26 protein-coding genes and 1 tRNA gene are annotated in these 26,397 nt (G+C 58.4%); 16 read left to right on the forward strand and 11 right to left on the reverse strand.

The genetic code is table 11. The features are described 5' to 3' along the window. From GRI58_RS06525 to GRI58_RS06540, 4 genes are all read left to right on the forward strand, one after another. Window positions 1–579, forward strand: coding sequence for a sigma-70 family RNA polymerase sigma factor (locus GRI58_RS06525; protein WP_160752782.1), 579 nt, complete (start codon window positions 1–3; stop codon window positions 577–579). A gap of 25 nt (window positions 580–604) precedes the next feature. Next, window positions 605–2,443, forward strand: a complete 1,839-nt coding sequence (locus GRI58_RS06530) for a copper resistance system multicopper oxidase (RefSeq protein ID WP_160752783.1) — start codon at window positions 605–607, stop codon at window positions 2,441–2,443. After that, complete coding sequence (locus tag GRI58_RS06535; protein WP_237452146.1) at window positions 2,440–3,600, forward strand: copper resistance protein B; 1,161 nt, start codon at window positions 2,440–2,442, stop codon at window positions 3,598–3,600. The genes GRI58_RS06530 and GRI58_RS06535 overlap by 4 nt, the downstream gene beginning before the upstream one ends. Before the next feature lie 200 nt (window positions 3,601–3,800). Further along, on the forward strand, window positions 3,801–4,400 hold the full coding sequence (locus GRI58_RS06540; protein WP_237452147.1) for a DUF4396 domain-containing protein: 600 nt from the start codon (window positions 3,801–3,803) through the stop codon (window positions 4,398–4,400). A 717-nt stretch (window positions 4,401–5,117) separates the two neighbouring features. Here the strand turns inward: GRI58_RS06540 and GRI58_RS06545 are convergent. Beyond that, on the reverse strand, window positions 5,118–5,375 hold the full coding sequence (locus GRI58_RS06545; protein ID WP_160752785.1) for a helix-turn-helix domain-containing protein: 258 nt from the start codon (window positions 5,373–5,375) through the stop codon (window positions 5,118–5,120). Between the two features lie 575 nt (window positions 5,376–5,950). On the opposite strand from GRI58_RS06545, the gene GRI58_RS15410 reads away from it, so the two are divergent. After that, window positions 5,951–6,112: a hypothetical protein gene (locus GRI58_RS15410; protein WP_202386850.1), complete on the forward strand. Its 162-nt coding sequence runs from the start codon at window positions 5,951–5,953 to the stop codon at window positions 6,110–6,112. Window positions 6,113–6,173: 61 nt separating this feature from the next. Here the strand turns inward: GRI58_RS15410 and GRI58_RS15415 are convergent, their stop codons facing one another. Both GRI58_RS15415 and GRI58_RS06550 read right to left on the reverse strand, forming a co-directional pair. After that, a complete protein-coding gene (locus GRI58_RS15415) occupies window positions 6,174–6,428 on the reverse strand; it encodes a hypothetical protein (RefSeq protein ID WP_202386851.1) in 255 nt (84 codons plus the stop codon). Beyond that, window positions 6,428–7,675: a Y-family DNA polymerase gene (locus tag GRI58_RS06550; RefSeq protein WP_160752786.1), complete on the reverse strand. Its 1,248-nt coding sequence runs from the start codon at window positions 7,673–7,675 to the stop codon at window positions 6,428–6,430. Before GRI58_RS06550 ends, GRI58_RS15415 begins: the two co-directional genes overlap by 1 nt. A gap of 66 nt (window positions 7,676–7,741) precedes the next feature. On the opposite strand from GRI58_RS06550, the gene GRI58_RS06555 reads away from it, so the two are divergent. Both GRI58_RS06555 and GRI58_RS06560 read left to right on the forward strand, forming a co-directional pair. Beyond that, window positions 7,742–8,347: an SOS response-associated peptidase family protein gene (locus GRI58_RS06555; RefSeq protein WP_237452148.1), complete on the forward strand. Its 606-nt coding sequence runs from the start codon at window positions 7,742–7,744 to the stop codon at window positions 8,345–8,347. A gap of 75 nt (window positions 8,348–8,422) precedes the next feature. Then, the gene (locus tag GRI58_RS06560; protein WP_160752787.1) at window positions 8,423–8,707 is read left to right on the forward strand and encodes a hypothetical protein; all 285 of its coding nucleotides are present in this window, start codon (window positions 8,423–8,425) and stop codon (window positions 8,705–8,707) included. A gap of 295 nt (window positions 8,708–9,002) precedes the next feature. Here GRI58_RS06560 and GRI58_RS06565 read toward each other — a convergent pair whose 3' ends face one another. From GRI58_RS06565 to GRI58_RS06575, 3 genes are all read right to left on the reverse strand, one after another. Then, entirely contained in the window at window positions 9,003–9,953 is a 951-nt protein-coding gene (locus tag GRI58_RS06565) for a HEPN domain-containing protein (protein ID WP_160752788.1), read from the reverse strand. A 386-nt stretch (window positions 9,954–10,339) separates the two neighbouring features. Further along, window positions 10,340–11,488 carry a tyrosine-type recombinase/integrase gene (locus GRI58_RS06570; RefSeq protein WP_202386852.1) on the reverse strand — a complete coding sequence of 383 codons (1,149 nt, stop codon included), beginning with the start codon at window positions 11,486–11,488 and terminating at the stop codon, window positions 10,340–10,342. A gap of 147 nt (window positions 11,489–11,635) precedes the next feature. Then, a tRNA-Ser gene (locus GRI58_RS06575) sits at window positions 11,636–11,725 on the reverse strand. A 151-nt stretch (window positions 11,726–11,876) separates the two neighbouring features. Here GRI58_RS06575 and GRI58_RS06580 point away from each other — a divergent pair. The 9 genes from GRI58_RS06580 (at window position 11,877) to mazG (ending at window position 19,886) form a co-directional block, all read left to right on the forward strand. Continuing rightward, complete coding sequence (locus GRI58_RS06580) at window positions 11,877–12,896, forward strand: lytic murein transglycosylase (RefSeq protein ID WP_160752789.1); 1,020 nt, start codon at window positions 11,877–11,879, stop codon at window positions 12,894–12,896. Window positions 12,897–12,972: 76 nt separating this feature from the next. Further along, complete coding sequence (locus GRI58_RS06585) at window positions 12,973–14,187, forward strand: D-alanyl-D-alanine carboxypeptidase family protein (RefSeq protein WP_237452149.1); 1,215 nt, start codon at window positions 12,973–12,975, stop codon at window positions 14,185–14,187. After that, entirely contained in the window at window positions 14,184–14,828 is a 645-nt protein-coding gene (gene tmk, locus GRI58_RS06590) for a dTMP kinase (protein WP_160752790.1), read from the forward strand. The genes GRI58_RS06585 and tmk overlap by 4 nt, the downstream gene beginning before the upstream one ends. Further along, the gene (locus GRI58_RS06595; RefSeq protein WP_160752791.1) at window positions 14,822–15,772 is read left to right on the forward strand and encodes an AAA family ATPase; all 951 of its coding nucleotides are present in this window, start codon (window positions 14,822–14,824) and stop codon (window positions 15,770–15,772) included. The genes tmk and GRI58_RS06595 overlap by 7 nt, the downstream gene beginning before the upstream one ends. Continuing rightward, window positions 15,765–17,324, forward strand: coding sequence for a methionine--tRNA ligase (gene metG, locus GRI58_RS06600; protein WP_160752792.1), 1,560 nt, complete (start codon window positions 15,765–15,767; stop codon window positions 17,322–17,324). The genes GRI58_RS06595 and metG overlap by 8 nt, the downstream gene beginning before the upstream one ends. Beyond that, entirely contained in the window at window positions 17,324–18,124 is an 801-nt protein-coding gene (locus GRI58_RS06605) for a TatD family hydrolase (RefSeq protein WP_160752793.1), read from the forward strand. Before metG ends, GRI58_RS06605 begins: the two co-directional genes overlap by 1 nt. Then, window positions 18,121–18,888, forward strand: coding sequence for an MBL fold metallo-hydrolase (locus GRI58_RS06610; RefSeq protein ID WP_160752794.1), 768 nt, complete (start codon window positions 18,121–18,123; stop codon window positions 18,886–18,888). The genes GRI58_RS06605 and GRI58_RS06610 overlap by 4 nt, the downstream gene beginning before the upstream one ends. Further along, the gene (locus GRI58_RS06615) at window positions 18,885–19,055 is read left to right on the forward strand and encodes a hypothetical protein (protein ID WP_160752795.1); all 171 of its coding nucleotides are present in this window, start codon (window positions 18,885–18,887) and stop codon (window positions 19,053–19,055) included. Before GRI58_RS06610 ends, GRI58_RS06615 begins: the two co-directional genes overlap by 4 nt. Window positions 19,056–19,112: 57 nt before the next feature. Then, on the forward strand, window positions 19,113–19,886 hold the full coding sequence (gene mazG / locus GRI58_RS06620) for a nucleoside triphosphate pyrophosphohydrolase (protein ID WP_160752796.1): 774 nt from the start codon (window positions 19,113–19,115) through the stop codon (window positions 19,884–19,886). Here mazG and GRI58_RS06625 read toward each other — a convergent pair. From GRI58_RS06625 to GRI58_RS06645, 5 genes are all read right to left on the reverse strand, one after another. Next, window positions 19,868–20,629, reverse strand: coding sequence for a Stf0 family sulfotransferase (locus GRI58_RS06625; RefSeq protein ID WP_160752797.1), 762 nt, complete (start codon window positions 20,627–20,629; stop codon window positions 19,868–19,870). The two genes, mazG and GRI58_RS06625, sit on opposite strands and share 19 nt — an antisense overlap. Window positions 20,630–20,659: 30 nt before the next feature. Next, a complete protein-coding gene (gene hflX / locus GRI58_RS06630) occupies window positions 20,660–22,012 on the reverse strand; it encodes a GTPase HflX (protein WP_237452150.1) in 1,353 nt (450 codons plus the stop codon). Continuing rightward, window positions 21,991–22,572, reverse strand: coding sequence for an RNA chaperone Hfq (gene hfq, locus GRI58_RS06635; RefSeq protein WP_160752928.1), 582 nt, complete (start codon window positions 22,570–22,572; stop codon window positions 21,991–21,993). Before hfq ends, hflX begins: the two co-directional genes overlap by 22 nt. Window positions 22,573–22,752: 180 nt before the next feature. Next, window positions 22,753–24,138 (reverse strand): nitrogen assimilation response regulator NtrX, encoded by a 1,386-nt coding sequence (gene ntrX, locus GRI58_RS06640; protein ID WP_160752798.1) that lies wholly within the window; start codon window positions 24,136–24,138, stop codon window positions 22,753–22,755. Window positions 24,139–24,140: 2 nt separating this feature from the next. Further along, complete coding sequence (locus GRI58_RS06645; protein ID WP_160752799.1) at window positions 24,141–26,378, reverse strand: sensor histidine kinase; 2,238 nt, start codon at window positions 26,376–26,378, stop codon at window positions 24,141–24,143. Between the last annotated feature and the right edge of the window lie 19 nt (window positions 26,379–26,397).

The raw sequence follows: 26,397 nt of genomic DNA on the forward strand, positions 1-26,397 counted from the left end.
GTGCGGGGGCAGCGCAGCCAATCCGGCACCAATGTCGAGAAGGTTAAAGAAGGGAATCGTCGGGCGTTTAGCGATCTAGTTGCACCGCATTTGCCACGTCTGCTGCTGCTCGCAAGACGCATGACGGGTTCGCAAACAGATGCTGAAGATGCTGTTCAAAGCGCGCTTGCTTCGATTTGGGTATCGCGCGCTAAGCTCGATCCAACCAGAGCTATTACACCCTATCTCACGACAGCTGTTCTCAACCAATGCCGCGATCGATTGAGAAGGCGTGGCCTACGTCGTTTCCTGAATATCGGATCATCAGGCGAGATCCAGGTTGGCCAAAGCATTGAGTTAATCAGCGATGAGCCCAACGCCGAACAAACTGTCAGCGCTCGGGAAAGGCTTGTTACAGTTCGAGCAGAGATCGACAAATTGCCAATCAGACTGCGCGAAGCGTTGCTTCTTGTGACGGTCGATGATCGCAGTCATTCCGAGGCTGCTGAGTTGCTTGGTGTGACCGAGAAAACGATCGAGATGCGAATCTATCGAGCGCGTAAGCGACTGCGCAAAATGTTGAAAAAATTTGAGGGATAGTCGGGTCTCGTTCGTAGGGATCGGCATGAGCACATTTTCGCACTCGAGCACTATCTCTATCAATCGGCGCCGCTTTCTTATACGAGGCGCTACCGCTGCTAGTCTTGCCGGGATGGTCAGTGCAATGCCTGCCTGGGCGCGCGGCGCGAATGTGACTGACGGATTGGTGCGTGAAGGCTTCGACGAGGTAAGCGGCTCATCTATCAATCTCACCGTCGGTCAAGGACCGCGATCGGTGCAAGGGCGTTCCGGCCATGCCATCGCGGTGAATGGCAGCGTGCCCGGACCGCTGGTGAGGCTAAAGGAAGGCACGACAGCCCGCCTTACGGTCCATAACACGCTCGACACCGACACTTCTATCCATTGGCATGGACTACTAGTCCCATTTCAAATGGACGGTGTTCCTGGCGTAAGCTTTCCCGGCATCCCTGCAGGCGGTAAATTCACGGCGGAATTCCCGGTCCGTCAGGCCGGCACGTATTGGTGGCACAGCCATGCCGGCCTACAGGAACAAGCTGGGCATTACGGTCCGATCGTCATCGATCCGGCCGGGAGCGATCCGGTGCAGGCGGACCGCGAATATGTGTTGCTGCTAAGTGAGTTTTCTCCGCTCAGTCCGCACACGATTTTCGAAAAGCTGAAGAAGGGCGAAGGCTACTTCAACTACCAGCAAACGAGCTGGACCGACAATTATCCGCTGACCGCAAAGCAGCGCCGCGAATGGGCTAAGATGCGGATGATGCCGACCGACATTCTCGACGTGACCGGATCGACCTATACCTATCTCGCCAATGGTCACGGACCGGAGGAGGGCCTCGAATTCGCATTCCGGCCGAAAGAACGGATCCGCCTGCGGATTATCAACGGCTCGGCCATGACCTTCTTCAATGTACGCATACCCGGCCTGCCGATGACCGTGGTCGCGGCAGACGGTCAGAATGTCCGCCCAGTGGAAACAGACGAGTTCCAGATCGGCGTCGCCGAAACTTACGATGTTTTGATCGAGCCAGGCCCCGCGCAGGCCTATACAATCGTCGCCGAAGCGATGGATCGATCCGGCATGGCACTCGCGACGCTCGCTGCGCAGCCGGGCGCGCGTGCCGCGGTCCCGGCGCTTCGCGATCCACCGCTGCTTACGATGGCCGACATGGGTATGGGCACCATGGGCATGAGCGACGGCAAAAGCCAAGACAAGTCGATGAATGATGGCATGGCGATGGGCGGGATGGAGCATGGCTCCATGGCACATAGCAGCGGTGAAGCCGCAAAGCCGACGGCAAGGATGGACATGGGGCACATGTCCATGCGCGACACGTCCAAATTGCCAGCGACGGTTAAAGTAAGCCCCGGCCTTGGGATGGTCGCGATGCATCCGGTCGATCGCATGGGTGATCCTGGGATAGGTCTCGCTGATTTAGCGCATCGCGTGCTTGACTATAAGCAACTTGCCGCATTCGAGCCGAATAAGGATCTACGGGTTCCCTCGCGCTTGTTGGAAATCCATCTTACTGGCAGCATGGACCGCTACATGTGGTCATTCGACGGTCGGAAATTTTCAGCTGTCAGCGACGACCCGATCCGCTTTGCCAACAACGAGCGTGTCCGGGTAAAGCTCGTGAACGACACCATGATGGCGCATCCGATCCACCTGCACGGGCATTTCTTCGAGCTCGTCAACGGTGAACAAGCTGCACGTCAGCCGCGCAAGCACACGGTCGTGGTGCAGCCGGGCGGGATCGCCGAGTTCGATCTCACCGCCAACGAGCCGGGCGACTGGGCGTTTCATTGCCATCTACTCTACCACATGCACGCGGGCATGTTTCAGATTGTCTCGGTTGCGGCGCCGAGGGAGGATGCCGCATGAGGCGCCTCCTGTCGTTCTCCACTGCTGCCGTTGCGATTGCCTTTGCCAGCCCAGCACTGGCTCAGGATCAGCATATGCACGGCATGACGATGCCGATGCCCGCACCATCGCCCAGCGCCACGTCGAAGCCAAAGGCAAAGTCCCGCCCCAAGCCAAAAGCGCTGGCTCCGGCTACAGCACGGCGGGTCGCTACGCCCAGCCATCACACCGCCCGGCCCAAGTCATCGCCTTCTGCAGCAGCCCGCCAGAACCCTTCTGCCGACCAGCAGACGATCCCGAAGATGACCGGCATGGAACACTCTCAGATGAAACACCACGGCGCGGCTGATGAAGCTGCAGCAAAAATGCCGGATATGGATCACTCGGCAATGGGTCACATGCAGCGCATGGGCAACCATGCAGAGGCGCCGACCGAACCAACCCCGCCGCCGCCAGAGGCTGGGACCGGTCCCGCTCGCGCCGCCGATAGCATTTGGGGTGCCGAAGCGATGCGCGCGTCGCGCGAGCAATTGCGCAGCGAAAACGGCGGCCAGACCTTCGCCAAGGTTCTAATCGATCGCCTGGAATACAAGGCACACGAAGGTAAGGACGGCTACGCCTGGGAAGGACAAGCCTGGTATGGTGGCGATATCGATAAATTGGTCGTACGCAGCGAGGGCGAGGGAACATTTGGTGGGAAAGCGGAACGAGCCGAAGTGCAGGCTCTCTGGGGTCACGCCATCGGCCCGTGGTTCGATTTGCAGGCAGGTGCAAGACACGACTTCGTCGGCCCGACGCGCACTTACGCGGTTGTAGGAGTTCAGGGTCTTGCGCCCTACCAATTCGAAACCAGCGCACAGGCGTTCCTTTCGACCAAGGGCGAGCTGACCGCCCGTATCGAAGGTGAGCTCGATCAACGCATAACCCAACGGCTGATCCTGCAGCCGCGCGCCGAGCTCAATCTCGCGGCGCAGGATATCCCTGAACTTGGAATAGGTGCTGGACTCGACCGGGCCGAAGTCGGTCTGCGTTTGCGCTACGAATTCGCACGGGAGTTCGCTCCCTATGTCGGCATTGCGCAGGAATGGAAAGTGGGGGGCAGCGCCGACTATGCCCACGCCAGAGGCGACAGCGCCAGTACCACTAGCTTAGTAATCGGTTTGCGCGCCTGGTTTTAGGAACATCTGAAAAGTGAGCGGGTTGAGTAAAAAGACCGCCAGTATGGAATTCCGAGACACCCTTTTTAACTGAGTGCCACTTCACCCTAAACATGAATCATTTCCCCGCATCGCTTCACACTGTGGCTATCGCTAGCCTGTTTTTAGGTGGCGTCTGTGCCGCGATTATAGCCGTAGACGAGATTCGACGACCGCAGAAAATGTGGATCATGAATATCGTTTGGCCCGTTACCGCTCTTTTCGGTAGCTTGCTGTGGCTCGGCGCTTATTATCGGTGGGGACGAGCACCCGCCAACGACAAGTCCGACCAACAGAAACCGCCTTTTCCCGTGATGGTCGGGAAAGGTTCCAGTCATTGCGGCGCTGGATGCGCCTTAGGCGACATTGTGGCCGAGTGGGCCGCATTCGGCTTTCCGGCCATCGCAGTGTGGCTCGGTTGGCATAGCTGGACGGATGAAAAGATCTTTGCGGTCTGGATTCTCGATTTCATACTCGCTTATCTTCTGGGCGTCGTTTTCCAGTATTACACGATTAAACCCATGCGCGACTTGTCAGTGGGAGAAGGGATCTGGGCTGCCGTTAAGGCCGACACGGCTTCGATAACGTCTTGGCAAGTCGGGATGTATGGCGGGATGGCCTTTATCCAGTTCCTCTGGTTTAAGAGGAGCTTTGGGAACACCGCGGAAGTTAATTCTCCTGAGTTCTGGTTCGCCATGCAATTGGCCATGCTGGCCGGCTTTGTAACCTCCTATCCCGTAAACTGGCTATTGATACGCGTCGGTTGGAAGGAAGAGATGTAGACGATTATGGCAGTCAAATAATCATGAGGTGACCCAGCTTCGCGCCAGCTGGGATTAGAGTTAGGCCAATGCGTATCCTTTTCGACGGGGAAAGCCGTCGATGTTTAATAGCTGAGGTATGAGTGGGACTCTTCCGCTTCAAGTTTTTCGCCTGGACGGCGATCTCGACCTGACCATTAGCCAAGCTCGTTACACTCGGTCGTCGAAGCTCGGCGTAGCGATTAATTGACACTTAAATACGCTGCCCGAGATGTCCGCTATCGGGAAATTTACAGTGAAGCACCAATGACCGAGATGGGGCGCTTTGCTGACGCGTGACCGAAGCTGAACAAACGGCAGCTTTCGGGCCAACGCGTCAGCGTCTTGGACGACTGCCTATGGGGCGCATAGCTGCCATCGGACATGGCCCGTTCAAGTCCGCTCACTATCGAACGTCCATCATTGCGGTGGCCCGATAATCAACATAACGACAACCGCTATCGCAGAGCATTCCGGATACGGTGCAATGTCTGAAACGAGTGCAAAGCTTGCGCTTCGGACAAGTAAGCTTTGAGCCTCACCTGCGTTGCGACAGCGTCAGAACAATGCTGGCGCTGAGCACCTCTTCGGCCCGATCGCGGCGCTGTTGAACTTTCGAGGTTAGCTGCCGCTTGGTGTTCTCTGGGAGCTTCGAAATGGCTGCCAGTACGATCGCCTGGGTGAGGGCAGGGTGCATACTCAGCGTCCGTCGTCTTCGAGCGGCTGGTTGGCTCTGGCACGCCTGCTCTCGACCAGCTTCCTGAGGCTGGCTGTGAGCACGAGTGTGGCGCTTCCCAGCTTGATGATCTCGACCTCACCCTTGGCGATCAGAACATAGAGCGTGCTGCGCCCGATACCCAGGTAATGACAAGCCTCCGGTACCCGCATGGCAATCGGTTCGATGGCGGTGCGTTCACGCTGCTCACGAAGATGTTCTGTCGTGCTGGCTGATGGCATGCCTCTCGATCCTTTCGTCTATTGAGTGATGACGGACCGACCTGGGGGGACATTGCGCGATGAGCAGACCGGCCCGCCATCACGACCCTTATCGTTCGCGATGGGTAACTGATGCCACATGACGTTTCTGCGCCAACACCGCCGATTGTACGATGCGCTCCAGCGGGACAGTTCAAACATGTAAATAAGGACGGGTCAGCGTCTCGGTGAATGCGGGTGAACGACCATTGCAGAACGCTATTTGGATAAGACGATCTCTTGAAATGGGAAAGCCGTCGCATGATCGACTGAAGTTCCACGACAATCCGAATCGAGCGCCAGCTGGTCCGTTCGTAAGCCGTCGCAAATTCCGCAACTAAACCAACCACCTGCACCCCGAGCGACGGCGGTGCTTTTATCTCGCTATCCCAATCAACATCATTATCAGACACTTACGGACAATTATTTAAACTGGGTGAGAGCATCAAATTGGCTAGTTTATTCCAGAAAATCGATCACTCGAAATGCGATTTTCCCATGGCAGCATATAGTCAGAATCCTTGCGGCGATGCAGTTCTGATGTCACTATTGAATTGATGAACGATGATCCCAAAGAGCAAGTGCTTACTGTCGTCGAACGCCTTCCCGATTGGCTTCGACGCGATCTGGCAGCGCGTGATGACGCAACCCGCAGGCGCGCGGAGGAAACACTCGCTGGCATGATAACCGGGGCGCTTCTGGAAAACGTCGAAGGCTGATTACAGTTTTTTGCGCTCCGAAGTTCGCTCCTGAGGGCTCGCTGACCTTCATTCGCCATACCTACGCCATCCCCCCAACAAACCCGCTGGTCTGGCTCTTGTGCATCATCGCCAGCCTCATGCGGCCCTTGCAGCCCAACACCCGGCACCGTGACCGGCGTTCGATCTGATCGATATAGAGATGCCCGGCATGACGCTCGTCCACCAGATAAGAGCGGGTGAGATAGCGAACATGCCCACAGGATCGGCACACCGCTTCCAGCTTGCTGTCAGAGGGCAGATCGGCAGCGCGAAGCTTGGTCTTCCAGCTGCCCATCACCAGAAGTCCTCGGCGCTGGGAATGCGCGTGTAGCTGATCTTGCCGCCGATGTTTTCGAGGTTCTCGCGCGGCCAGAACCCGACACTGGCAACCGTCTTGCCCCATTTGTAGTTGAGCAGGTCGATGGCGGTGTTGATCGCCTCCCATCGCTGACGCTCGCTGTCATCGGCCAGCAGGAAATCGAGTTGCCGGCTGTTGGCAGGGGACAGATCGAACAGCGTGACGCCGATCCTGTAGATCGTGGGTCGGCGCGGAAGCTGGGAGGAGGCTTGCTCCCACAGCACCTGGAACTCGCTCAGCAACGCCTGATCGTCATGCACGGTCGGCAGGATGCGCTTACCGCCCCAATTGCCTGCGCCATGGTCGAGCCAGAGCCACAAGCCTGAGCAATAAAAGCCTTCCCGCCGCAGCCGGCGTGCCGCCTTGGTCAGCAGGACGCGGCAGATACCGCGCGCACCGTCGAGCGAGCGGCATTCAGGGGGGAGCACGCGCCCATGACCGAACATGCCCCGTTTACTCTCCGGTGCCTGTATGTCGTAACCGTGCAGGGCATACCAAAGCCGCTCGCCGGTGACATTGCGCCATATCTTGCGCATCTGCTTGGGCTCGGTCTCGTAGAGATCTTGTGTCGAGTGGATACGGCTTCGCACCAGCCGCTTGGCCATATTGGCGCCGACGCCAGGGATGTCGCTAAGCGGCACCGTCAACAACGGTCCCGGCATGTCGTCCGGGTACCAAATCGTCACCCCATCGGGCTTGTCCTGCTTGCAGGCGATCTTGGCTAACTGGCGATTGGCAGCAAAGCCTATCGAGCAGGTGATATGCTGCCCGATGTTCTCGGCAATGGTGCGCTTGATCGCTTGCCCGAGATCTTCAGGGTAATGCCGTTGGTCTGGGTCGACCTTGCAGGTCAGCTCGTCGATGCTCTTGATCGCATCAATGGGAACGACGCTTTCGATCTCTGCCAGCAGGGCATTGTGCGCGCGGCGGTAGAGGTGCGGCTCCTGCGGCACGAGCACGAGTTCAGGACACGCTGCCATTGCTTCGCCTACCGGCATGACATTGGACAGGCCGAGCGCCTTGGCTTCCTTCGAACAAGCAATGACACAAGATGCCTTGCCGCCGGAGAAGGGCACGATCCCGACCGGACGCCCGCGCAGCTCAGGACGCACCTGCTGCGCGACCGAGGCGAAGAAGCCGTCGAAGTCGAGGTAGAGGCGTTCGATCTGAGTGGGTTTGCGCATGTCCGGTTCCGAATCGAGAGGTGGAACATATAGCGAACATGGGGCAGCACTTCACTTGACATTTGCATGGCGAGCGCCGGAAACATGCTGCCCATGTGCAACCACTACCGAAATCTTGAAACGCAGATGCGCGAATGGGCCGCGATCGAGAAGGCCAGCTTTGCCGATCTGGACGAGGTGCCCGACACGGATGTGTGGCCAAGGCGCAAAGCCTATGCCGTGCGGCAGGAAGGCGGGCAGCGCATTGTCGATACGATGACCTGGGGCGTACCGCTAATGATGAAGGGCAAGCGCCCCGGTTCGACGGTGACCAAGCACATCACCAATGTTCGTAACCTCTCCAGTTCCTTCTGGCGCTCGATGCTAACCGCGCAGGAGCAAAGATGTCTGGTTCCGTTCACCGAGTTTGCCGAACCCAAGAAGGGACGCGAGGAATACTGGTTCTCGGTTCCCTCACGACCTGTCTCGGCGTTTGCAGGCATCTGGCGTGAGACCGACGTGGGCAAGGTCTTCGCGTTTCTGACCTGCGAGCCCAATGCGCTGGTTGCACCGCTGCACCCGAAGGCGATGCCGGTGATACTGGAGGAAGACAGTTACGAAGCCTGGCTGGTTGGTGCTGAAGCCGAGAATCTGGCGACTGCATTCCCTTCGCAGCTTATGGCTGTGAAGTGAGGTTTATGTCTGAAATTGGGCAGCTTAACTGTCAGTGCTAATGGCCGATTTGTTGGGGTTAGCTGCCTATCCCTCATGAACGCGCAAGAACTCAGCCAAACGGCATTAGACAGTGCAATTTGTGATCTGTTTTGTCTCGTCGGGGGTCAGTCTTTCAAACATGTGAATGGAGAGCATATTCTTCCCATCATGCTGTTTAATGACGAGACGCGGACTGTTGCGCTGGTTGACGTAGGTCTTAAGGTGATAGCCATTGCCCCCACGCGTAGTTATCTGGACCAGACCATATTTTTTAAAGAATGCGGTCACAGCTGGGCAGTTCAAAATATCTGCCTGGCTTCTTTGAGTTTGCCTCTCTAGGCGCACTGGAGGGTCGATGTCATTTGGGTGAACAGTTTCAACCCAGATCGCTGTAAGAACCGTCAGCCCAAGAACTATCGAAAGTGGAGCAGCGCGGAGCATTTACCTATGCTGACCCATTTCAATAGCTTCCACAAGTAGGTCGTGCCCGGTAAGACCGCTTTCGGGTAAAAATGCAATAGGCTGCCGTGTCAGCAATCGGGAGGCGTCCAGACTTGGCGCTATGACAGTTTTGGTGTCGTATCCGGAATGTCGGCTTTTGAATCTGGGATCGGGGTTAGCTGCCGTCCAATTCTTAACTGTAACCTCTAGCCCGGTCCGGCTTTAATCGCGCCTCAGCATTCAACTTCTCAAGCCGCTCAGAACAGACCTCATGCACAACGCGGCCCAGCTCCTCGACCTGCTCACCAAGCCATTCAAGCTCGTCCCTGGTGATGCGGTAATGCTTGGAATAGCGCGCCTTGACGTAAGCTTCCTTGAGCTTCTCGAAGCGCGTGCGGTCGCGCTTGGTTTCGCGCGGCCAGACATAGGTGAGACGTGGGTCGATCCGCTCGGCCTGCGTGCGCAGAAAGCCGAGATTGTGGACGTGCGGAGTATAGAAGGTGCAGACCAGCAGGACCGTGTGATACATACGCTCCGCAGACTGGTGAAGATCGAAGACAGCTTTTTTGAATTTCCCTCGCGCCTTGGCGTCAACATAACCGTCAAAGAAGTCTGACGCGCTTGGCAGCCAATCCTCAAAATACTCCTGCGCCATCGCCAGCGCCTGTGTCGGTGTCTTCGGCTTGGGCGTGTGCAGCTCGGTATCATCGGACTGGTAAAGCGCGATCCCGTCCTGCTTCACATCCATGAAGAAGTAGCGTCCGTGCGCCAGACCATCGTTCACTTCCTGGAGCGTGTGAACGATGAAGTTGACCGGGGTCTTGAGCGTACCGGTAACACCATACTCGCGCATCAGCCGGTCATCGAGTTTCGACCAGTACTTGACCCGGTCGGTAAGCCGCTTGTCGTTGACGATGAGCAGCAGGTCATAGTCCGACTGATAGCCCTTGGCGGTATGCGGCTCATCGACCCAGGTGCCTCTGGCATAGCTGCCATAGAGGATGACCTTGAGGATTCGTCCGGCCTTCTTCCACTCGTGCTTCGCCAGCGCGAAGGCGTCGTCGAACTCCTCGAAGATCAGCTGCACCACGCGCTCGATCTCGCGCTGCTTTTGCGGGGGAAGATGATCGAGCTCGGTCTTCATCGCTCATGTCCTAGCAAGCCCTTGGGATACTTGCACCTGTCGAGTGGCCAGACGCGCGGAGAGGGCGCCACCCATAGCGCTGCCGAACCGCGCGGCGGTGTGTCCACGTTAGCATCAATCCGACTCAGGATTGATGTTAGGTATGTTAAGGGGCCAAATTTCTGTTCATTCCCATAGGCTTGGATAGCATTTCGGTTCCTGATAGACCGTGCTTTGGGTTCCTGATCGCCCGAGTTTTGGGGTTCCCGATCGCCCGAACCGGTCACTGGCTTATCCACAGGGTTGGCCATCCCCATTTCTGGGGAGGGGGCTTGATCTTGCGCGCTGGCAGGGGCCGACTGGTCGGCTTTGCACGCACTGTTCGATCGGCTGTTGTGGCCCATGGCTCACCCACCCCTGCAGCAATAGCTGGCCCAGTCGTCCATCAGCACGCGCCGCTTCTCCAGCAGATTGCCGCGACGGTAGGCCGCCTCGGTCTTGTCCTTGACCACATGGGCCAGCGCCGCCTCGGCCACATCGCTCGGGTGCTGGGTCTCCTCGCTCACCCAGTCGCGGAAGGCGGAACGGAACCCATGCGCGGTATAGGGCTCCTTCATCTCCTTGATCAGCTTGGTCAGCGTCATGTCCGACATCGGCTTACGTAGACGCTGCCCCGGGAACACCAATGCGCAGTCGCGGATGCGCAGTTCGCAGCAGCGCTCGATGATCCGTACCGCCCGATCGCACAGCGGTACCACGTGCTCGCGGTTTGCCTTCATCCGCGTTCTGGGGATCGTCCATAGCCTTGCCTCAAGATCGAACTCCTCGAACACCGCGTGGCGGACCTCACCCGATCTTGCAGCCGTCAGGATCGCAAACTCCAGCGCTAGCCGGCTGTAGCTCTCGCGTTCTCGCAACCGTGGAATGAAGCATGGGACCTTGGCATAGGGCATGGCAGCATAGTGGCCATCCTTCTTGGGCTGTCTGGGAAGCCCCTTGCTGATCGCCCGCATCGGTGCCTCGCTCTCGCGATATCCCGAGGCATAGGCCCAATCGAGCACTGTCCCGATCCGCTGGCGCACCCGGCGCGCGGTCTCGGGCTTCGCCAGCCAGATCTCGGCCAGCACATTGCGGATCATCGGCCCGGTGATCTCGCTCACCTGGACATTGCCGAGATGTGGAAAGGCATAGGCCTCCAGCGTCCGGAGCCACTGCTGTTCGTGTTTCTCATTGCGCCAGGTCTTCCTATGCTGCGCAAGCACCCTGGCGGTCGCCTCGCGAAACGTGGGAATACCCTGCGCTTTCCGTCGCTCGAACAGAGGATCGAGACCCAGCTCGACCCATGTGCGCACCTCTCGCGCGCGTTCGCGCGCAATCTTCAGCGATACTTTCGACGCGCTGCCCAGACCGAAATCACGCCGCGTGCCGTGTTTCTGGACCCGGACCATCCAGCTTTTCGAGCCCGATGGCTTCACCACCAGGAACAATCCGTCGCCATCGCCGATTCTGCCGGGCCGCGTCGCGGCCTTGACTGCTGTTGCTGAAAGCTTGCCCATAACAGACCAAATCTCCCACATTTATTCCCACAAATCCAATCGGACACCGGCAGATTGGCAGGGACAGTGTGGGACCCGAATCACCCGATAAGCTGCAGAAATCCTTGGCTTATTCTGGTTACAGGCGAACAATGGGGAACGGGCTAGTGGCGGACAGGGTGGGATTCGAACCCACGGTGAGCGTGAACCCACGGCGGTTTTCAAGACCGCTGCCTTAAACCACTCGGCCACCTGTCCGCGACTGATCGTTGCCGCTAGCGCCGGTTGGAACGTTTGTCACGCCTGCCAGTCGCCATTGCCGAAATGTGCACCGAAACTATCCGCTAAAACGTTGCGTTTGCCAGATGAATTCGCTTGTCGTTCAGGCTCACTCTGCAACAATAAGCTGATGGATTTGCGTCGTTGCCTCGCCACCCTTGTCGCCACCGCTGTCGCACTGTCTCCGGCAGCAGCCGCCGCACAGGATTCGTCCTTCGACGCCTATCTCCAGACGCTTAAAGCGCAGGCGAGGGCCGCGGGCGTCAGCGAGGCAACGATTTCACGGATGACCGACGATCTGACGCCGAACCAAAGGGTCATCGATCTCGACAATTCACAGCCCGGAAGCTCATCCGGTAACGGCTTTCCGGCACTCGCCCCATATCTCGCGAGGCATGTCGATGCGCAGCGTATCGCAGGTGGTCGCACCGCCCTGCAGAATTCGGCAGGCCTGCTGCGCGGTATCGAGCGTAAATACGGCGTGCCGGGACCGATCATCGTCGCGATATGGGGTCACGAAACTGCCTATGGATCGGTAAAGGGCGGGTTTGACCTTGCACGGGCGCTTGCCACCCTTGCCTGGGAGGGCCGCCGACGCAAGCTGTTCGCGACCGAGTTCGTCGACCTGCTCAAGATCGCCGACCGCGGTTTTCCGCGCTCGGAGCTGAAGGGTAGCTGGGCAGGTGCTTTCGGTAATCCACAATTCCTGCCCAGCGTCTATTTGCGTCTGGCGGTCGATGGCGACGGCGATGGCCGCGCGGATATCATGACCGATACGGCAGATACGCTGGCGTCGATTGCCAATTATTTTCGCGATGCCGGCTGGCGTCCCGGTCAACCGTGGGGTGTGCCCGCGTCCGTTCCGTCCGGGTTCGACACCAATGCCTACAGGACCAAGCTCGTCTCGCCCGTATGCGAACGCGTGCACATGAGGCATAGCGAATTCAAGACAGTGCGCGAATGGCGTGCATTGGGTGTTACCGCGTTGACGCCTTTGCCCGATGATACGCTCGTTTCGTTGTTCCAGCCTGACGGGCCGGGCACGCGGGCATGGCTGCTGACGGGCAATTATCGCGTGATCCTCGAATACAATTGCTCCAATTACTACGCGATGAGCGTTGGCGAATTGGCCGACGATATCGCACTATAATATCACCTTCAGAAGCGTGGACAGCGCGGGAGAGTGCTCGCAAACTGTCGGTGCGGCGGATATAGCCACGCGACCTATGACCGATCGTCCACGTCCTGACACCGGCCGCAACAGCGGGATTCATCGCCTGAAAGCGGCGAAAGCCACGATTTGTGCTGTCGTGTTGACGATGTGCTCCCCTGCGGCAAATGCCGCGCGGACAACCATCACTCCCGCCATTCCCAGCGCGCAGGATGCGCCGATCGCGCTGCTGATCGACCTTTCCAGCGGCCAAACCCTATTCGCGCGCGATATCGACCGGCGCTTCATGCCCGCCTCCATGACCAAGGTGATGACCGTATTCACCGCTTTCGAGTGGATGCATCGGGGCAAGCTGTTTCCCCAACAGGTTATTACCGTCGCGCCCGACGTATTCGACAAATGGCACGGGGTCGGCTCCACCATGTTCCTGCCTAAGGACGCGCGTGTCACCGTCGATCAGCTGTTGCACGGAATCACGACCGTTTCGGCTAACGATGGTGCGGCGGCGCTGGCGCACGGGGCGGCGGGTTCCATCGCAAAGTGGGTCGCAGCGATGAATCGCGAAGCGCGTTCCATCGGGATGACGAACAGCCATTATGGCACGCCGAACGGATGGATGGATCAGGGCGGTACTTTCGTAACTGCGCGCGATCTGGCGACGCTGGCGACGGCGATGATCGAGCGCTACCCCGACCTATACCGGCGCTATTTCGGTGCTCGCACGTTGACGTATAATGGTATTACGCAGCGCAACCATGATCCAATAACAGGGGTCGTGCCGGGTGCTGACGGCATCAAGACAGGCTTCACCAATCAGGCCGGTTATGGATTTTTGGGGAGCGCCCAACGCAATGGCCGGCGGTTGGTGATGGTCGTGGCGACCAGCCCGACGGGACGCCAGCGCAATAAGGCCGCGCAAGAGTTCATGGAATGGGGTTTCGATGCGTTCGATAGCCGGCTGCTGTTCGGTGCCAATACCCAGATCGCCAAGGCCAAAGTCCAGAATGGCGGGCTCAGTCGCGTCAAACTCGTGTCTCCGCGCCCGATCCGGGTCGACGTGCCCAAGGGTACTCACCCTGAAGTGGGACTCAAGGTCCGCTATTTCGGTCCTTTGCGCGCACCGATTGCACGAGGGGAGCATGTTGCCGACTTGATCGTGAGCGTTGACGGGAAAGAAGTGGGCACGCGCCCGCTCGTGTCCGATCGTGCGATAGGTACTGCGACCATCGTGCAGCGCATATTTAACGGCTTTGCGCGGTGGCTGCCATGACTCGCGGTCGCTTCATTGCCTTCGAAGGAGGCGAGGGTGTCGGCAAGTCGACCCAGGCACGCTTGCTGGCCGACGCATTGCGGGAAAGAGGGTTACGCGTTGCGGTCACGCGAGAGCCGGGCGGAACATCCGGCGCAGAAGCAATCCGTAAGCTTCTTCTCGCACCGCCGGGGGAGGGTTGGGGTCCGCGTGCGGAAGCCCTGCTGTTCGCCGCCGCGCGATCCGATCATGTATCTCGCTTGATCCGTCCTGCGCTCGATGGCGGCGAGTGGGTTGTCTGTGATCGCTTTCTCGATTCCAGTCGCGCCTATCAGGGGGTGGCGCTCGACTTGGGGGACGAGGCGATCATGGACCTGCACAGGATCGGCAGCGAAGAGTTGCTGCCCGATCTCGTGCTGGTGTTGCAGGCTTCACCGGAACAGGTTGCCCGACGCCTCAATGCGCGGGATGGAAACGCGTCGGATGCCATCGGTGGGCGCGACGCCACCTATCATGCGAAAGTGGACGCGGCCTTCGCTGGCTTCGCGCAGTCCGATCCAGGCCGCTATGCGTTGATCGATGGCACCGGAACAATTGAGCAGGTTCATGCCAGAGTGATGCACGCTGTAACCCCGTTGCTCCAAAGATCAGAGCGATGCTAATCGGCCATGAAGGACCATGGCGCGAATGGCGCAGCGCACTGGCGGGAGAACGCATTCATCACGCATGGCTGCTGACGGGCAAGGCGGGGCTGGGGAAATACAGCTTTGCCGAGCAAGCGGCGCGCGAATTGGTGGGATCGCCCCCGGATCAGGCACAGCACCCCGACATCCTGCTGGTGTCGCATCCACCCAAGGACGACAGTGAGGATCGTAAGCGTGCCGAGGGCAAGCCCTTCGAAAAGGCGCGCAGTATCCGCATAGCGCAGATCAGGGCGATGCAACAGCGCCTGAACACAAGGCCGACACTCGGCGAGCGGCGCGTGATTATTATCGATCCTGCCGACGACCTCGAGCGCAATGCTGCCAACGCCTTGCTGAAGAGTCTGGAAGAGCCGCCGAACGGGACGTTTTTCATCCTCATCAGCCATAGTCCGGCCAGATTGCTGCCGACGATCCGCTCGCGCTGCCGGACGCTGAGGTTTCCAACCCTGCCGGACGAGAAAATTGCCAACCTGCTTGCCGAACACATGCCCGACGCCGATGCGGCGACCCGCGCAGCAGCCGCCACTGCGGCGGCCGGCTCTCCCGGAGCGGCCCTCAAATTCGTCGAACTGGGGCTCGGCGCACCAGCCTCTGTCATGCGCGCCATCATGGGCGATGGTGATCCGGCTTTTCTGCAACGTGGCAAGCTCGCCGAACTGATCGGAGCAAGGCCCGATCGCGAACGTCTGCGCGCGGTGCTCGATCTTGCAAGGGCCGAACTGGTATCGGGCATCGAAGCACTTGACCGGGGGCACGCTGTCGAACGCATCGCCATCCATCAGGAACTGGTTCGCCTGACGGGTGAGTTCACCACCTACAATTATGACCCCGGATTGCTTGCGATGGAGATCGGTACCTTGCTCGCACGTGCGGGGCAAGCTAGCGACCGTGCTTATGGCTGACACCTATTACATAACCACTGCTATCAACTATCCCAACGGTCGCCCGCATATCGGGCATGCCTATGAGGCGATCGCCGCCGATGTGATCGCGCGTTTCCAGCGGATGCAGGGCCGCGAGGTGCGCTTTCAGACCGGGACCGACGAGCATGGCCTCAAGATGGCTCGCAAGGCGGAGGAGCAAGGGCGGTCACCGCGTGATCTTTCTGACGAAATGTCAGGCTATTTCGGTCAGATGGATGAGGTTCTTGATATCAGCTTCGACCGCTTTATCCGGACGGTGGAACCCGAGCATCATCAAGCGAGCCAAGCGATCTGGCGCGCGATGGAGGTCGCGGGCGATCTCTATCTGGATCGCTACGAGGGTTGGTACTCCGTCCGTGACGAAGCCTACTACGACGAAAGCGAACTCGTCGACAGCGAGGGCGGGGCGCGCCTGTCGCCGCAAGGCACACCGGTCGAATGGACGGTAGAAGAAAGCTGGTTCTTCCGCCTATCCAAATATCAGGACCGACTACTCGAATTGCTGAACACACCCGGTTTTTTGGAACCGGAAAGCCGCCGCAACGAGATGATCGCATTCGTGTCGGGTGGCCTCAGGGATTTGTCGGTCAGCCGGACAAGCTTCGACTGGGGCGTTCCCGTGCCCGGAAGCGACGGGCACGTGATGTATGTGTGGGTCGATGCGCTGACCAATTATCTCACAGGGCTCGGCTATCCCGAAAACACTCCCGAATTCAGTAAATTCTGGCCCGCAAACCTGCATCTGGTCGGGAAGGATATCGTCCGCTTCCATACCGTTTACTGGCCCGCATTCCTGATGAGCGCGAACCTGCCGCTGCCGCAGAAGGTCTTCGGTCACGGCTTCATCCTCAATCGAGGGCAGAAGGAATCGAAGTCGCTTGGCAACGTCACCGATCCTATGGAACTGGCCGAAAGGTTCGGGGTCGACAATCTGCGCTACTTCCTTATGCGTGAAGTCGCCTTCGGGCAGGACGGGAGCTATTCGCCCGAAGCCATCGTCAACCGATGTAACGCGGAACTCGCCAACAGCTTTGGGAATCTCGTGCAGCGCAGCCTGTCGATGATCGCCAAGAACATGGATGGTGCGATCGAACGGTACACCCCGAACGGTGAAGATAAGGCGCTGCTTTCCAAGGTCCAGGATGCGTGCAGAACGGCTCTGCCGCGCGAGTTCGAGGGACTGGCATTCAGTCAGGGGATAGAGGTGTGGATGCAGGCAGTCTGGGCTTGCAACCAGTATGTCGACGAGCAGGCGCCATGGGCTCTGCGCAAAACCGACCCGGAGCGGATGAAGGCGGTCTTGCTGACACTCTATATCGCCATTCGGGATCTGGCGTTGGCGATCAGGCCGGTGGTCCCGGTCAAGGCCGATGCGGTGCTCGATATGCTCGGCGTAGCGACCGACAAGCGAAGCTATCGCGATTTGGCGGATGAGAGCTGGTTCGACCAGCTCGCCGACGCTGGTCATCGTATATCGCCGCCGACGCCTGTGTTTCCGCGCCTCGAGCTTCCGGAAGCGGAGGCCGCGTAATGCTGGTCGATAGCCACTGCCACTTGGAATATGAGGGGTTGGTCGAAGATCAGGTGGCTGTGCTCGACCGTGCGAGAAAAGCCGGTGTTGGCGCTTTCCTCAATATCTCGACAAAGCGTAGCGAATGGCAAAACGTGGTCGCCACCGCTGAGCGTGAGGACGATGTGTTCGCCAGCGTCGGCATTCATCCGCATTGCGCAGACGATCACCAGGACATGACCTGCGACGAATTGATCGCTGCTGCCGACCATCCAAAAGTTGTTGGATTGGGCGAGACCGGTCTCGATTATTATTACGAAAAGTCCGACAGGGAGGCCCAGAAATCCCTGTTCCGCAAGCATATTGAAGTGTCGCGCCAGACCCGCCTGCCAGTCATCATCCATACGCGTGATGCAGAGCACGATACGGCGGCAATCCTTGCTGAGGAAATGGGGAAGGGGGCGTTTCCTGCCCTGATCCACTGCTTCACCGCTTCGGCGGATTTCGGCTTGAAGATGCTCTCGCTGGGTCTGACAATCTCGATTTCAGGTATCGTAACCTTCAAGAATGCGAAGGAATTGCAGACCTTTGCGGCAACCATCCCGGAAGATCGCTTGCTTGTCGAGACCGACAGCCCGTTTTTGGCACCCGTTCCCCACCGCGGCCGCACATGCGAACCCGGATTTGTCAGGGATACAGCTTCGTTTCTCTCCGATTTGCGCGGGGAAAGCGTGGAGCAGCTGGCAGAAGGGACAACGCGCAATTTCTATCGGCTGTTCAACAAGGCCATGCCAAAGGCGGGATTGGCGACCCGCTCATGAAAATGCTGATGTTGGGTTCCGGAACCTCCACCGGCGTCCCGCGGGTGGGGAATGATTGGGGTGCCTGCGATCCCGAAGAACCACGCAATCGCCGGACGCGGGTATCTGTGCTGATTTCCAACGACGCAGGCCAGAGGATCCTCATCGACACGTCGACCGACTTGCGCCAGCAATTGCTCGCGCATCGCGTCGACCATCTCGACGCAGTGTTATGGACCCACGATCACGCCGACCACTGTCATGGGATCGATGATCTCCGGGTGCTGCGCTACGGACGCAGCAATCCATTACCCGGATTTGCCAACACATATACGGTGTCGCAGCTAAAACGCCGATTCGATTATATTTTCGATGGTCAGCATGGCTATCCGTCGATCGTCGATATCAAACCATTAGGCCAAACGCCGCTGATTGCCGGTTTTGCGGTCGAAGCAGTCGATATGCCACATGGCCCGGCAAGGAGCACGGGATACCGACTGGAGGCAGACGGTGCGACAATTGTCTATGCCACCGATTTCAGCGAAATCACTAGCGAGATGATTGCCTGCTTCGACGGCGCCGATATCCTCATATGTGACTGCCTCCGGCGAAAACCGCACCCGACGCATGCACATCTCGACATGGCGCTCGAATTGGCGGAACGAACGCAAGCTGCTCGTCTGGTCCTGACACATCTCGACAAGAGCATGGATTATCGTAGCCTGTGCCAGGAAGTGCCGGAACACGTCACGGTCGGGTTCGACGGGTTGGAGATCACCGCATGAATGAATTTGCGATCGTCAGAATTATCTCGCTCGTCGGGTTCCTCGTATTGGCGATGAGCGCTTTGAACGCACGCCGGATTGGACTGCGTAAAGGTGCCACGATGGCGCTGGCTTGGGCGGCCATTTTCGTCCTCGTGGCGCTTGTGATAACTGCGATCGACCACTGACGCTCATCTCCGACATTTAACATAATATATATTATCATTCCAGTATTGCGCTAACACATGTCCGAAGCTGCAGACAAAATCCTTCGCCTCCTCTCGATAATGGCGCGACTGCGGGCCCCCGATCGGGGTTGCGAATGGGATCTCGCGCAGGATTTTGAGACGATTGCGCCATATACGATAGAAGAAGCGTATGAGGTCGCCGACGCTATTGAGCGCGGTGACATGGATGATTTACGCGAGGAACTTGGCGATTTGCTGTTTCAGGTCGTGTTCCATTCCCGCATGGCTCAGGAAGCCGGACATTTCGATTTTGCCGATGTTGCACAGTCAATTTCCGCCAAGATGGAGGATCGCCACCCTCATATCTTCGGCGATCAAGATGGCGTTATGAGTGACCATCGGTGGGAAAATATCAAGCAAACCGAGCGTTTAGCCAAGGGCGCTTCAAGTTCGATGGACGGCGTCGCACGCGCCTTGCCGGCATTGCTCCGGGCTCAAAAACTCCAGAAGCGTGCAGCGAGAGATGGGTTTGACTGGCCCGATAAAGCCGGACCTGAAGCAAAAATCCTCGAGGAGATGGAGGAGCTTGCCGAGGCGTCTGACGAGACAGTCGAGGAAGAGGCTGGTGATCTGCTGTTCGCGGCGGTCAATCTCGTCCGAGCATACGGACTCGATGCCGAGCAAGCCTTGCGCAAGGCAAACGACAAGTTTGAACGCCGATATCGTGCGATGGAGGATCTTGCACAAGGCAGCTTCGCCAAGCTTGAATTGGATGACCAGGGCGCGCTGTGGGAAGCGGTCAAGGCAAAAGGTCACTTCGATGCTTCGTAGAGTTTGCGCCAAACGAGCGCATCTTCCTGCGATTGACGCCTGATTGTTGGCACGACGATCTTCGCTGCAGGATCGAGGTCAACTCCAATGTAGCCAGCGACCGCGAGGATTGCCTTTTCGGGATCAGCAATCAGATCTTCATACCACAATACCAACGGCTCGATATGCAGATCCTGCGACATCCGGTCCCAGGCAGCCTCCTGGCTCTTCAAGATTGCTCCAGCTCGCTCGATCGCCTGGAAGGAATACTCGGCATTCACCCCCTGCCCTAGCTCCTCCTGTTCCCGCCTCCAGCGGCCACTCATCATCGCGCGCGCATAGGAGATTGCATGGGCGGCTGTGTCACGTCGTTTCAGCTGGACAACTCGCGCCTTTCCACCGCCGGGAAGCAAGAATCGCATTACTTTGTTCAGAAGTGTGGGGTTGGATTTTCCCAGTTCCTCGAACTGCGCTGGAAACCCCTTCACGCCGAACACACCATTGGGTGACGTGCGATAGCGCAGCAGATGCGTCCAGAGTTCGTCCTGAAGAGCGGGCGTTGAAATCTTCCCCTGCGGACCTTGCTGCTCGTAATTGAAATATTCAAGCGGAGAGCCCAGCACACCGGTTTCCCAAAGCAGGTGCGCCAACAGCGAACTGCCGGTTCGTGGAACACTCGCCAACAAATAAGGACGCCAAAAATTTCCAGTAAAAACCGGAAAGTCGAAGCGCCTTTCGTGACCGGTGGTTAAACTTTCGGACATCAACCTATCGCGCAGCGGGCTGCAGTCAGGTTAAGCATCTGCATTCGAGGTCAGAGCATTGAAGCGGTTGTAATCCTTGGGTGTCATCCGCACGGTAAGGGAGTTTTGCATTTCCCCGGCACCCGAAAGCTCTTCCGACAGCACCTGACCGTGCTGGTGCAGCCATGCCAGCCGCCTGCCGTCGTCTATCGGAATCTGAATGCGATATTCCCTGGCATCCTGCGTCAGCAGGACGTCCATACGCTCGATAAGATCGTCGAGCCCAAAACTGGTACGCGCTGAGATCGGCACAATGGCTGAGGTGTCTGATTGGAGATCAAGCAAGTCCATCCGCTGATCAGGCTCGATCAAATCCCACTTGTTCCATGCTTCCAGGATCGGGATGGTAGTGCCGTCCCCTTCTCCACCCACAATCCCCATATCGGCAAGGACATTGAGCACTTGCTGCTTCTGCGCAGCTGCGTCGGGGTTCGCCATATCACGAACGTGGACGATGAGATTGGCGGCCGTCACCTCTTCGAGTGTAGCCCTGAAGGCGGCGACGAGCTGGGTCGGCAGGTCTGAAATGAAACCAACCGTATCGGACAGGATCGCCTTTTCCACGCCGGGCAGTGCAATTGCACGCATTGTCGGATCGAGCGTGGCGAATAGCAAATCCTGCGCCACGACATCGGACCCGGTCAAGGCATTGAACAGCGTTGATTTTCCCGCATTGGTGTACCCCACCAATGCTATAACTGGCCATGGCGCACGTTCGCGCCGCTCGCGATGCAGACCGCGTGTCTTGCGAACCTGTTCGAGCTCCCTGCGCAGACGCCCCATCCGCTGGCGGATCATGCGCCGATCGGCTTCGATCTGCGTTTCCCCCGGCCCTCCGAGGAAACCGAAACCACCACGCTGGCGCTCAAGGTGGGTCCATGACCGCACAAGTCGACTTTGCTGGTAGTCGAGGTGGGCCAACTCGACTTGGAGGCGCCCCTCGGCCGTCACCGCTCGTTCTCCGAAGATCTCGAGGATCAGGCCAGTCCGGTCGATGACCTTGCGTTTGACGCGGTCTTCGAGATTGCGTTGCTGAATCGCGCTCAGCGCACCGTCCACGACGACAAGATCGATCGCATCCTGCTCACATGCCACACCGATGTTCTCAACCTGTCCGGATCCGAACAAGGTGTTGGGACGCACATCGCGTACCGGCACGATAGACGATGCGGCGATCTCCAGACCAATCGCCAGCGCGAGACCTTGCGCTTCTGCAAGCCTAGCTTCGGCATCAAGATCGTAAGCCTGACCGCGAATATCCGGGCAAACTACGAGCGCGCGCGCACCGCGCGTTACCTCGCCAATATCGTCATCACCGAAATTCAGTTGTCGTCGCCTTCCCAATCATCACTCAAATCCACTGCAGTGGCTGGCTGAATGGTCGAGACAGCATGCTTGTAGGCGAGTTGTACATAACCGTCGCGCTCGAGCAGCATGCAGAACAGGTCATAAGCTGCGATCTTGCCCTGCAGCATCACGCCATTAACCAGGAACATCGTAACCTGCGCCTCAGCCTCGCTCACCCGGCTCAGGAACACGTCCTGCAACAAGCGCTGCTTGTTCGTCTGCGCTTGGCTCGAAAACTGGGCGGCATCGATAGGAATGCCGGGCATGATCGTTGAAATGGCGTGTTTGTAGACGAGCTGCGATTGGCCGTCCCGCCGTAGCAGGATCGAGAAATTGTCAAACCAGGTGACAATACCCTGAAGCTTGACCCCCTTGACAAGGAACATCGTCACAGGAGCCTTGTTCTTGCGCAGCAGGTTGAGAAACGCGTCCTGCAAGCTCGCCTGCTTGGACGACACAGCAACCTTGCTCTGCTTGGGAGATTTGGATTCTTCCTTGGGAGCCTCCTCGCTCGACGCGGGTTTCACTCTGACGGATAGTGTTTTTCCACCGGACATTTGTGCACTGCCTTCCCGTTGTTGGTGCCCTATCCCGCAGGAAGGGGCACGATCTGGAGAACCAATGGCACGCAGGCCAGCGAATCTCCGCATTCTCACCAATTATGGCGATCTCTGCTTCGTTCGCCAACGGTCTTTACCCTATCACGTTCCACAGCTGCAGTTTCAGCTTCAGAGAGATCAGGAGCTTTTGTCGGTTTCCTTACGATCCACCATGCCGAGCAGTTTCAGTTTGCGGTGCAGTGCAGAGCGTTCCATCCCGATAAACGTCGCGGTTTTCGAGATATTGCCGGAAAATCGACGGATCTGAACGGTGAGATACTCTCGTTCGAAATTCTCGCGCGCTTCACGCAAGGGCGCCCCCATCAAGGAAGTCAGAGCACCGCCGTTTCCGCCCTTCCCTTCCACTATCTCACCTCCGAGCATGTCAGGCTCAATCACGTCTAGCTTGTCGCGCGGCGTCAGGATGACTGCCCGCTCAACCACATTGCGCAACTGGCGGACGTTTCCGGGCCAGTCATAAGCCTGCAGCGCGGCAATCGCCTCGTCGCTCACCTGAGGCGGTTTCAACCCCTGTTCGGCTGCGTGTCGCGCGAAGAAGTGTTCGGTCAGCGGTGGGATATCTTCTCGCCGCTCAGCCAAAGACGGGATCGAAACCGGGACGACATTGAGACGGTAGAACAGATCCTCACGGAAGTTCTTCTCCTCCATTTCCTTGTTGAGATCGCGCGCGCTCGATGAAACCACACGAACGTCAACGGCAATCTGGCGGGTTCCACCCATCCGCACGAAGCTCTGTTCAGTCAGTACCCGCAGGATTCGCGCTTGCGTGGAAAGAGGCATATCCGCCACTTCATCGAGATAGAGCGTTCCGCCGTCGGCAAGTTCGAGCAGGCCTGCACGTACCAGCTTGCCGTCCTGCTCCTCGCCAAACAGTTCCTGTTCGAAGCGTTCGGGCGTGATCCGGGCAGAATTGACGATAACAAAGGGCTTGTCAGCTCTTGGACTCCACGCGTGAAGAAGCCGCGCAGCCACTTCCTTTCCAGCCCCCGCAGGCCCGGAAATGAGCACTCTACTGCCTGTGCCTGCCACGCGCTTCAGGGTCGCACGCACCGCATTGATCGCTGCACTGTTGCCGGTAAACTCGTCCCCGATCGGGGTTTCGGTCCTAAGCTGAGTGTTCTCCCGGCGCAAACGCTCGGTTTCAGTAGCCCGCGCGACGAGATGAAGTAGCTTTTCCGCTTCGAACGGCTTTTCGATAAAGTCGACGGCCCCGCGGCTTACCGCAGAAACGGCAGTGTCGATATTTCCATGTCCGGAAAAGATGATGACCGGCAGATCTGGTTCACGCGACTTGATTTCGTCTAGCACTTCTAGCCCGTCCATTGGACTTCCGTGCAGCCATACGTCGAGCAGCACCAGGCTCGGGCGTTTACGGTCGATTTCATCTAGCGCCGAAGAACTGTCGCCGGCGGTCCGGCATTCATAACCGTCGTCGCTCAATACCCCGGCAACGAGCTCGCGAATGTCTCGCTCGTCGTCGACGACCAGGATTTCCAATGCCATAACTACTTATTCCTCATCCGGTCTGCCTGACTGTCCCCTCTTTCCCCCTGCGATTGCGGCAAGCGGGAGAAACGCAACACGACCCGCGTGCCACCTTCCTCGCGCGCCATGAAGATCATGTCCCCACCATGCTCTTCGACGATTTTGTTGACGATCGCGAGGCCCAGCCCGGTGCCCTTTTCCCGCGTCGTCATATAGGGTTCGACAATCCGCTCGCGATCCTGCGGCAGGCCGATCCCATTGTCTTCCACCGTAACGACCACATTGCTCTCATCGGACGCCAGTGAGACACTGATCCGCCCTCGATAGTCGGCAGGCGCGTCGCGTGATTGCGCATCGATCGCTTCGGCGGCGTTCTTGAGAACATTGGTCATGGCCTGACCGAACTGGTGGCGATCACACTCCACCGCCACCGGTCCTGCCGGTGCGTCGGTCAGACGATAATCGATCTCTGGATGGGCAACTTCCTGCAGGAACAGCGACTGGCGCAACAGGTCGAGAGCGTCCTCTGGCCGGAAAACAGGTTTCGGCAGCCGGGCAAAAGATGAAAATTCATCGACCATCTTGCGCAGATCACCAACCTGCCGCACGATCGTGTTGGTGAGTTCGTCGAACAGTTCGCCATCCTGTTCAATCTGTTTGCGATAGCGCCGCTTGAGCCGCTCGGTCGCAAGCTGAATGGGCGTCAGTGGATTCTTTATCTCATGGGCGATGCGTCGAGCAACATCGGACCAGGCAGCCTGTCGCTGATCGAGCAACTGGCGGGTAATATCCTCGAACGTTATGACATGGCCTTCACGCTCGCGAGCGATCTTGACCGCAAGCGTCAGCAGTTCACCACCCTTGGCATAGCTGACCACCCCTTGCGGTAGATCGGCTGCAGCCATGGCCGCGATCTGGGGAGCCAGATCGTCGATATGAAGGGCCTTCACATCGTCGCGGGGGCCGGTAAGCAACAAAGCTTGCGCCGGTGCATTCATAAGTTGAATGCGCCCATCTCTGTCTATCGACAACACACCCGCACTCACCGACTCAAGGACTGCCTCGATGAAGCTGCGGCGTTCCTCGATCTGTCGGTTGGCCGTCATCAAGGCATCGGTTTGCTTCTCGAGCTGCGCGGTCATGCGATTGAATGCCCGGTTGAGCAGGCCGATCTCGTCACCGCCGGTGCGACCCTCGATCCGCAATGAGAAATTGCCAGCCCCGACCTTGCGCGCCGCGAGGACAAGATCGGTCAGCGGCTCAACCTGACGATCGGCAAGTCGCAAGGCGAACCACACCGCCAGGCCGACCAGTGCCAGGCTTACGAAGTAAAGCGCCAGATTGAAGCGCAATTGCTGCGCCCTCGCCTTGCTGGTGAGCAAGGCATAACCAGATGTGATCGACTTGGCCGCTTGCCAGCTCTTGAAAGACGGCGCGGTCGAGCCGCGGGCGTTGTAAAGATAGATACCGCTGTCCGCATCGATCGGCGCGACTGCCTCGATCCGTTCAGGTGTCGCGCGCTCCACCACCAATTGCCCGTTTTGCAAGGCCGGCAATGCCTGCTGGACGAATTTCGCCGGATCATTGTCCGCGCTCAGACCATAGGTGAAGGCGGTGCGGAACGAACCGTCGGGCTGCTCCTGCAGAATGGCGCTTTCGGTAATATCGCGCGGCTCGGCCTGATAGCGATAGAGTGACGGCCAGTTCGGACTCATCAGGGTAAAGCGTGCCAGGTAATATCGTAAGTCGCTGGCCATCGAAGTCGTCTGGCTGCCGACATCGACCTGATTTTGTTCGTAATAACTTTCCGCCAGCTTGTTGGCATTCGCCATCAGCCCGCGCGAGTTGTCGGAAAACCAGAAATCGACGCCCGATTGGAACAGAAATGCTGCAAATCCCGCGACCAGCAATGTTGGTACCGCTGCGATGAGCGAGAACAGGAAAACCAGCCGGACATGCAGGCGTGCCGTGCTCCCCGCTGCGCGGCGCAGGGCAATTCTGCGACCCCACAGCACCAGCAAGGTGATGGAGGGAATCAGCGAGCCGATCAGCAAGCTGGCTACCTGCCTTGACGGAAGAGGTTGTGTGCCTTTCGGCGCACTCGCGAAAACCGCATAAACGCTAACCACCATCACCGCGAGCATCGCCACGCAGGCAATCGCAATCCACCGTGCAAGATTGGACCTCCTGGCAATGGCCGAAAGTCTGCGAATCCAGCGCGGTGAGGGCTTGGTAGCGGGACGGGGGGAGGAATTCATCGTTGCCTGATTACAACGC

The organism is Qipengyuania algicida (assembly GCF_009828025.1).
Taxonomy (GTDB): Bacteria; Pseudomonadota; Alphaproteobacteria; order Sphingomonadales; family Sphingomonadaceae; genus Qipengyuania; species Qipengyuania algicida.

Coding starts and splice junctions, on each gene's coding strand:
- GRI58_RS06530 (WP_160752783.1), top strand. CDS start 605: ATGAGCACATTTTCGCACTCGAGCACTATCTCTATCAATCGGCGCCGC.
- GRI58_RS06535 (WP_237452146.1), top strand. CDS start 2,440: ATGAGGCGCCTCCTGTCGTTCTCCACTGCTGCCGTTGCGATTGCCTTT.
- GRI58_RS06540 (WP_237452147.1), top strand. CDS start 3,801: ATGTGGATCATGAATATCGTTTGGCCCGTTACCGCTCTTTTCGGTAGC.
- GRI58_RS06545 (WP_160752785.1), bottom strand. CDS start 5,375: ATGCCATCAGCCAGCACGACAGAACATCTTCGTGAGCAGCGTGAACGC.
- GRI58_RS15410 (WP_202386850.1), top strand. CDS start 5,951: ATGAACGATGATCCCAAAGAGCAAGTGCTTACTGTCGTCGAACGCCTT.
- GRI58_RS15415 (WP_202386851.1), bottom strand. CDS start 6,428: ATGGGCAGCTGGAAGACCAAGCTTCGCGCTGCCGATCTGCCCTCTGAC.
- GRI58_RS06550 (WP_160752786.1), bottom strand. CDS start 7,675: ATGCGCAAACCCACTCAGATCGAACGCCTCTACCTCGACTTCGACGGC.
- GRI58_RS06555 (WP_237452148.1), top strand. CDS start 7,742: ATGGCGAGCGCCGGAAACATGCTGCCCATGTGCAACCACTACCGAAAT.
- GRI58_RS06560 (WP_160752787.1), top strand. CDS start 8,423: ATGAACGCGCAAGAACTCAGCCAAACGGCATTAGACAGTGCAATTTGT.
- GRI58_RS06565 (WP_160752788.1), bottom strand. CDS start 9,953: ATGAAGACCGAGCTCGATCATCTTCCCCCGCAAAAGCAGCGCGAGATC.
- GRI58_RS06570 (WP_202386852.1), bottom strand. CDS start 11,488: ATGGGCAAGCTTTCAGCAACAGCAGTCAAGGCCGCGACGCGGCCCGGC.
- GRI58_RS06580 (WP_160752789.1), top strand. CDS start 11,877: ATGGATTTGCGTCGTTGCCTCGCCACCCTTGTCGCCACCGCTGTCGCA.
- GRI58_RS06585 (WP_237452149.1), top strand. CDS start 12,973: ATGACCGATCGTCCACGTCCTGACACCGGCCGCAACAGCGGGATTCAT.
- tmk (WP_160752790.1), top strand. CDS start 14,184: ATGACTCGCGGTCGCTTCATTGCCTTCGAAGGAGGCGAGGGTGTCGGC.
- GRI58_RS06595 (WP_160752791.1), top strand. CDS start 14,822: ATGCTAATCGGCCATGAAGGACCATGGCGCGAATGGCGCAGCGCACTG.
- metG (WP_160752792.1), top strand. CDS start 15,765: ATGGCTGACACCTATTACATAACCACTGCTATCAACTATCCCAACGGT.
- GRI58_RS06605 (WP_160752793.1), top strand. CDS start 17,324: ATGCTGGTCGATAGCCACTGCCACTTGGAATATGAGGGGTTGGTCGAA.
- GRI58_RS06610 (WP_160752794.1), top strand. CDS start 18,121: ATGAAAATGCTGATGTTGGGTTCCGGAACCTCCACCGGCGTCCCGCGG.
- GRI58_RS06615 (WP_160752795.1), top strand. CDS start 18,885: ATGAATGAATTTGCGATCGTCAGAATTATCTCGCTCGTCGGGTTCCTC.
- mazG (WP_160752796.1), top strand. CDS start 19,113: ATGTCCGAAGCTGCAGACAAAATCCTTCGCCTCCTCTCGATAATGGCG.
- GRI58_RS06625 (WP_160752797.1), bottom strand. CDS start 20,629: ATGTCCGAAAGTTTAACCACCGGTCACGAAAGGCGCTTCGACTTTCCG.
- hfq (WP_160752928.1), bottom strand. CDS start 22,572: ATGTCCGGTGGAAAAACACTATCCGTCAGAGTGAAACCCGCGTCGAGC.
- ntrX (WP_160752798.1), bottom strand. CDS start 24,138: ATGGCATTGGAAATCCTGGTCGTCGACGACGAGCGAGACATTCGCGAG.
- GRI58_RS06645 (WP_160752799.1), bottom strand. CDS start 26,378: ATGAATTCCTCCCCCCGTCCCGCTACCAAGCCCTCACCGCGCTGGATT.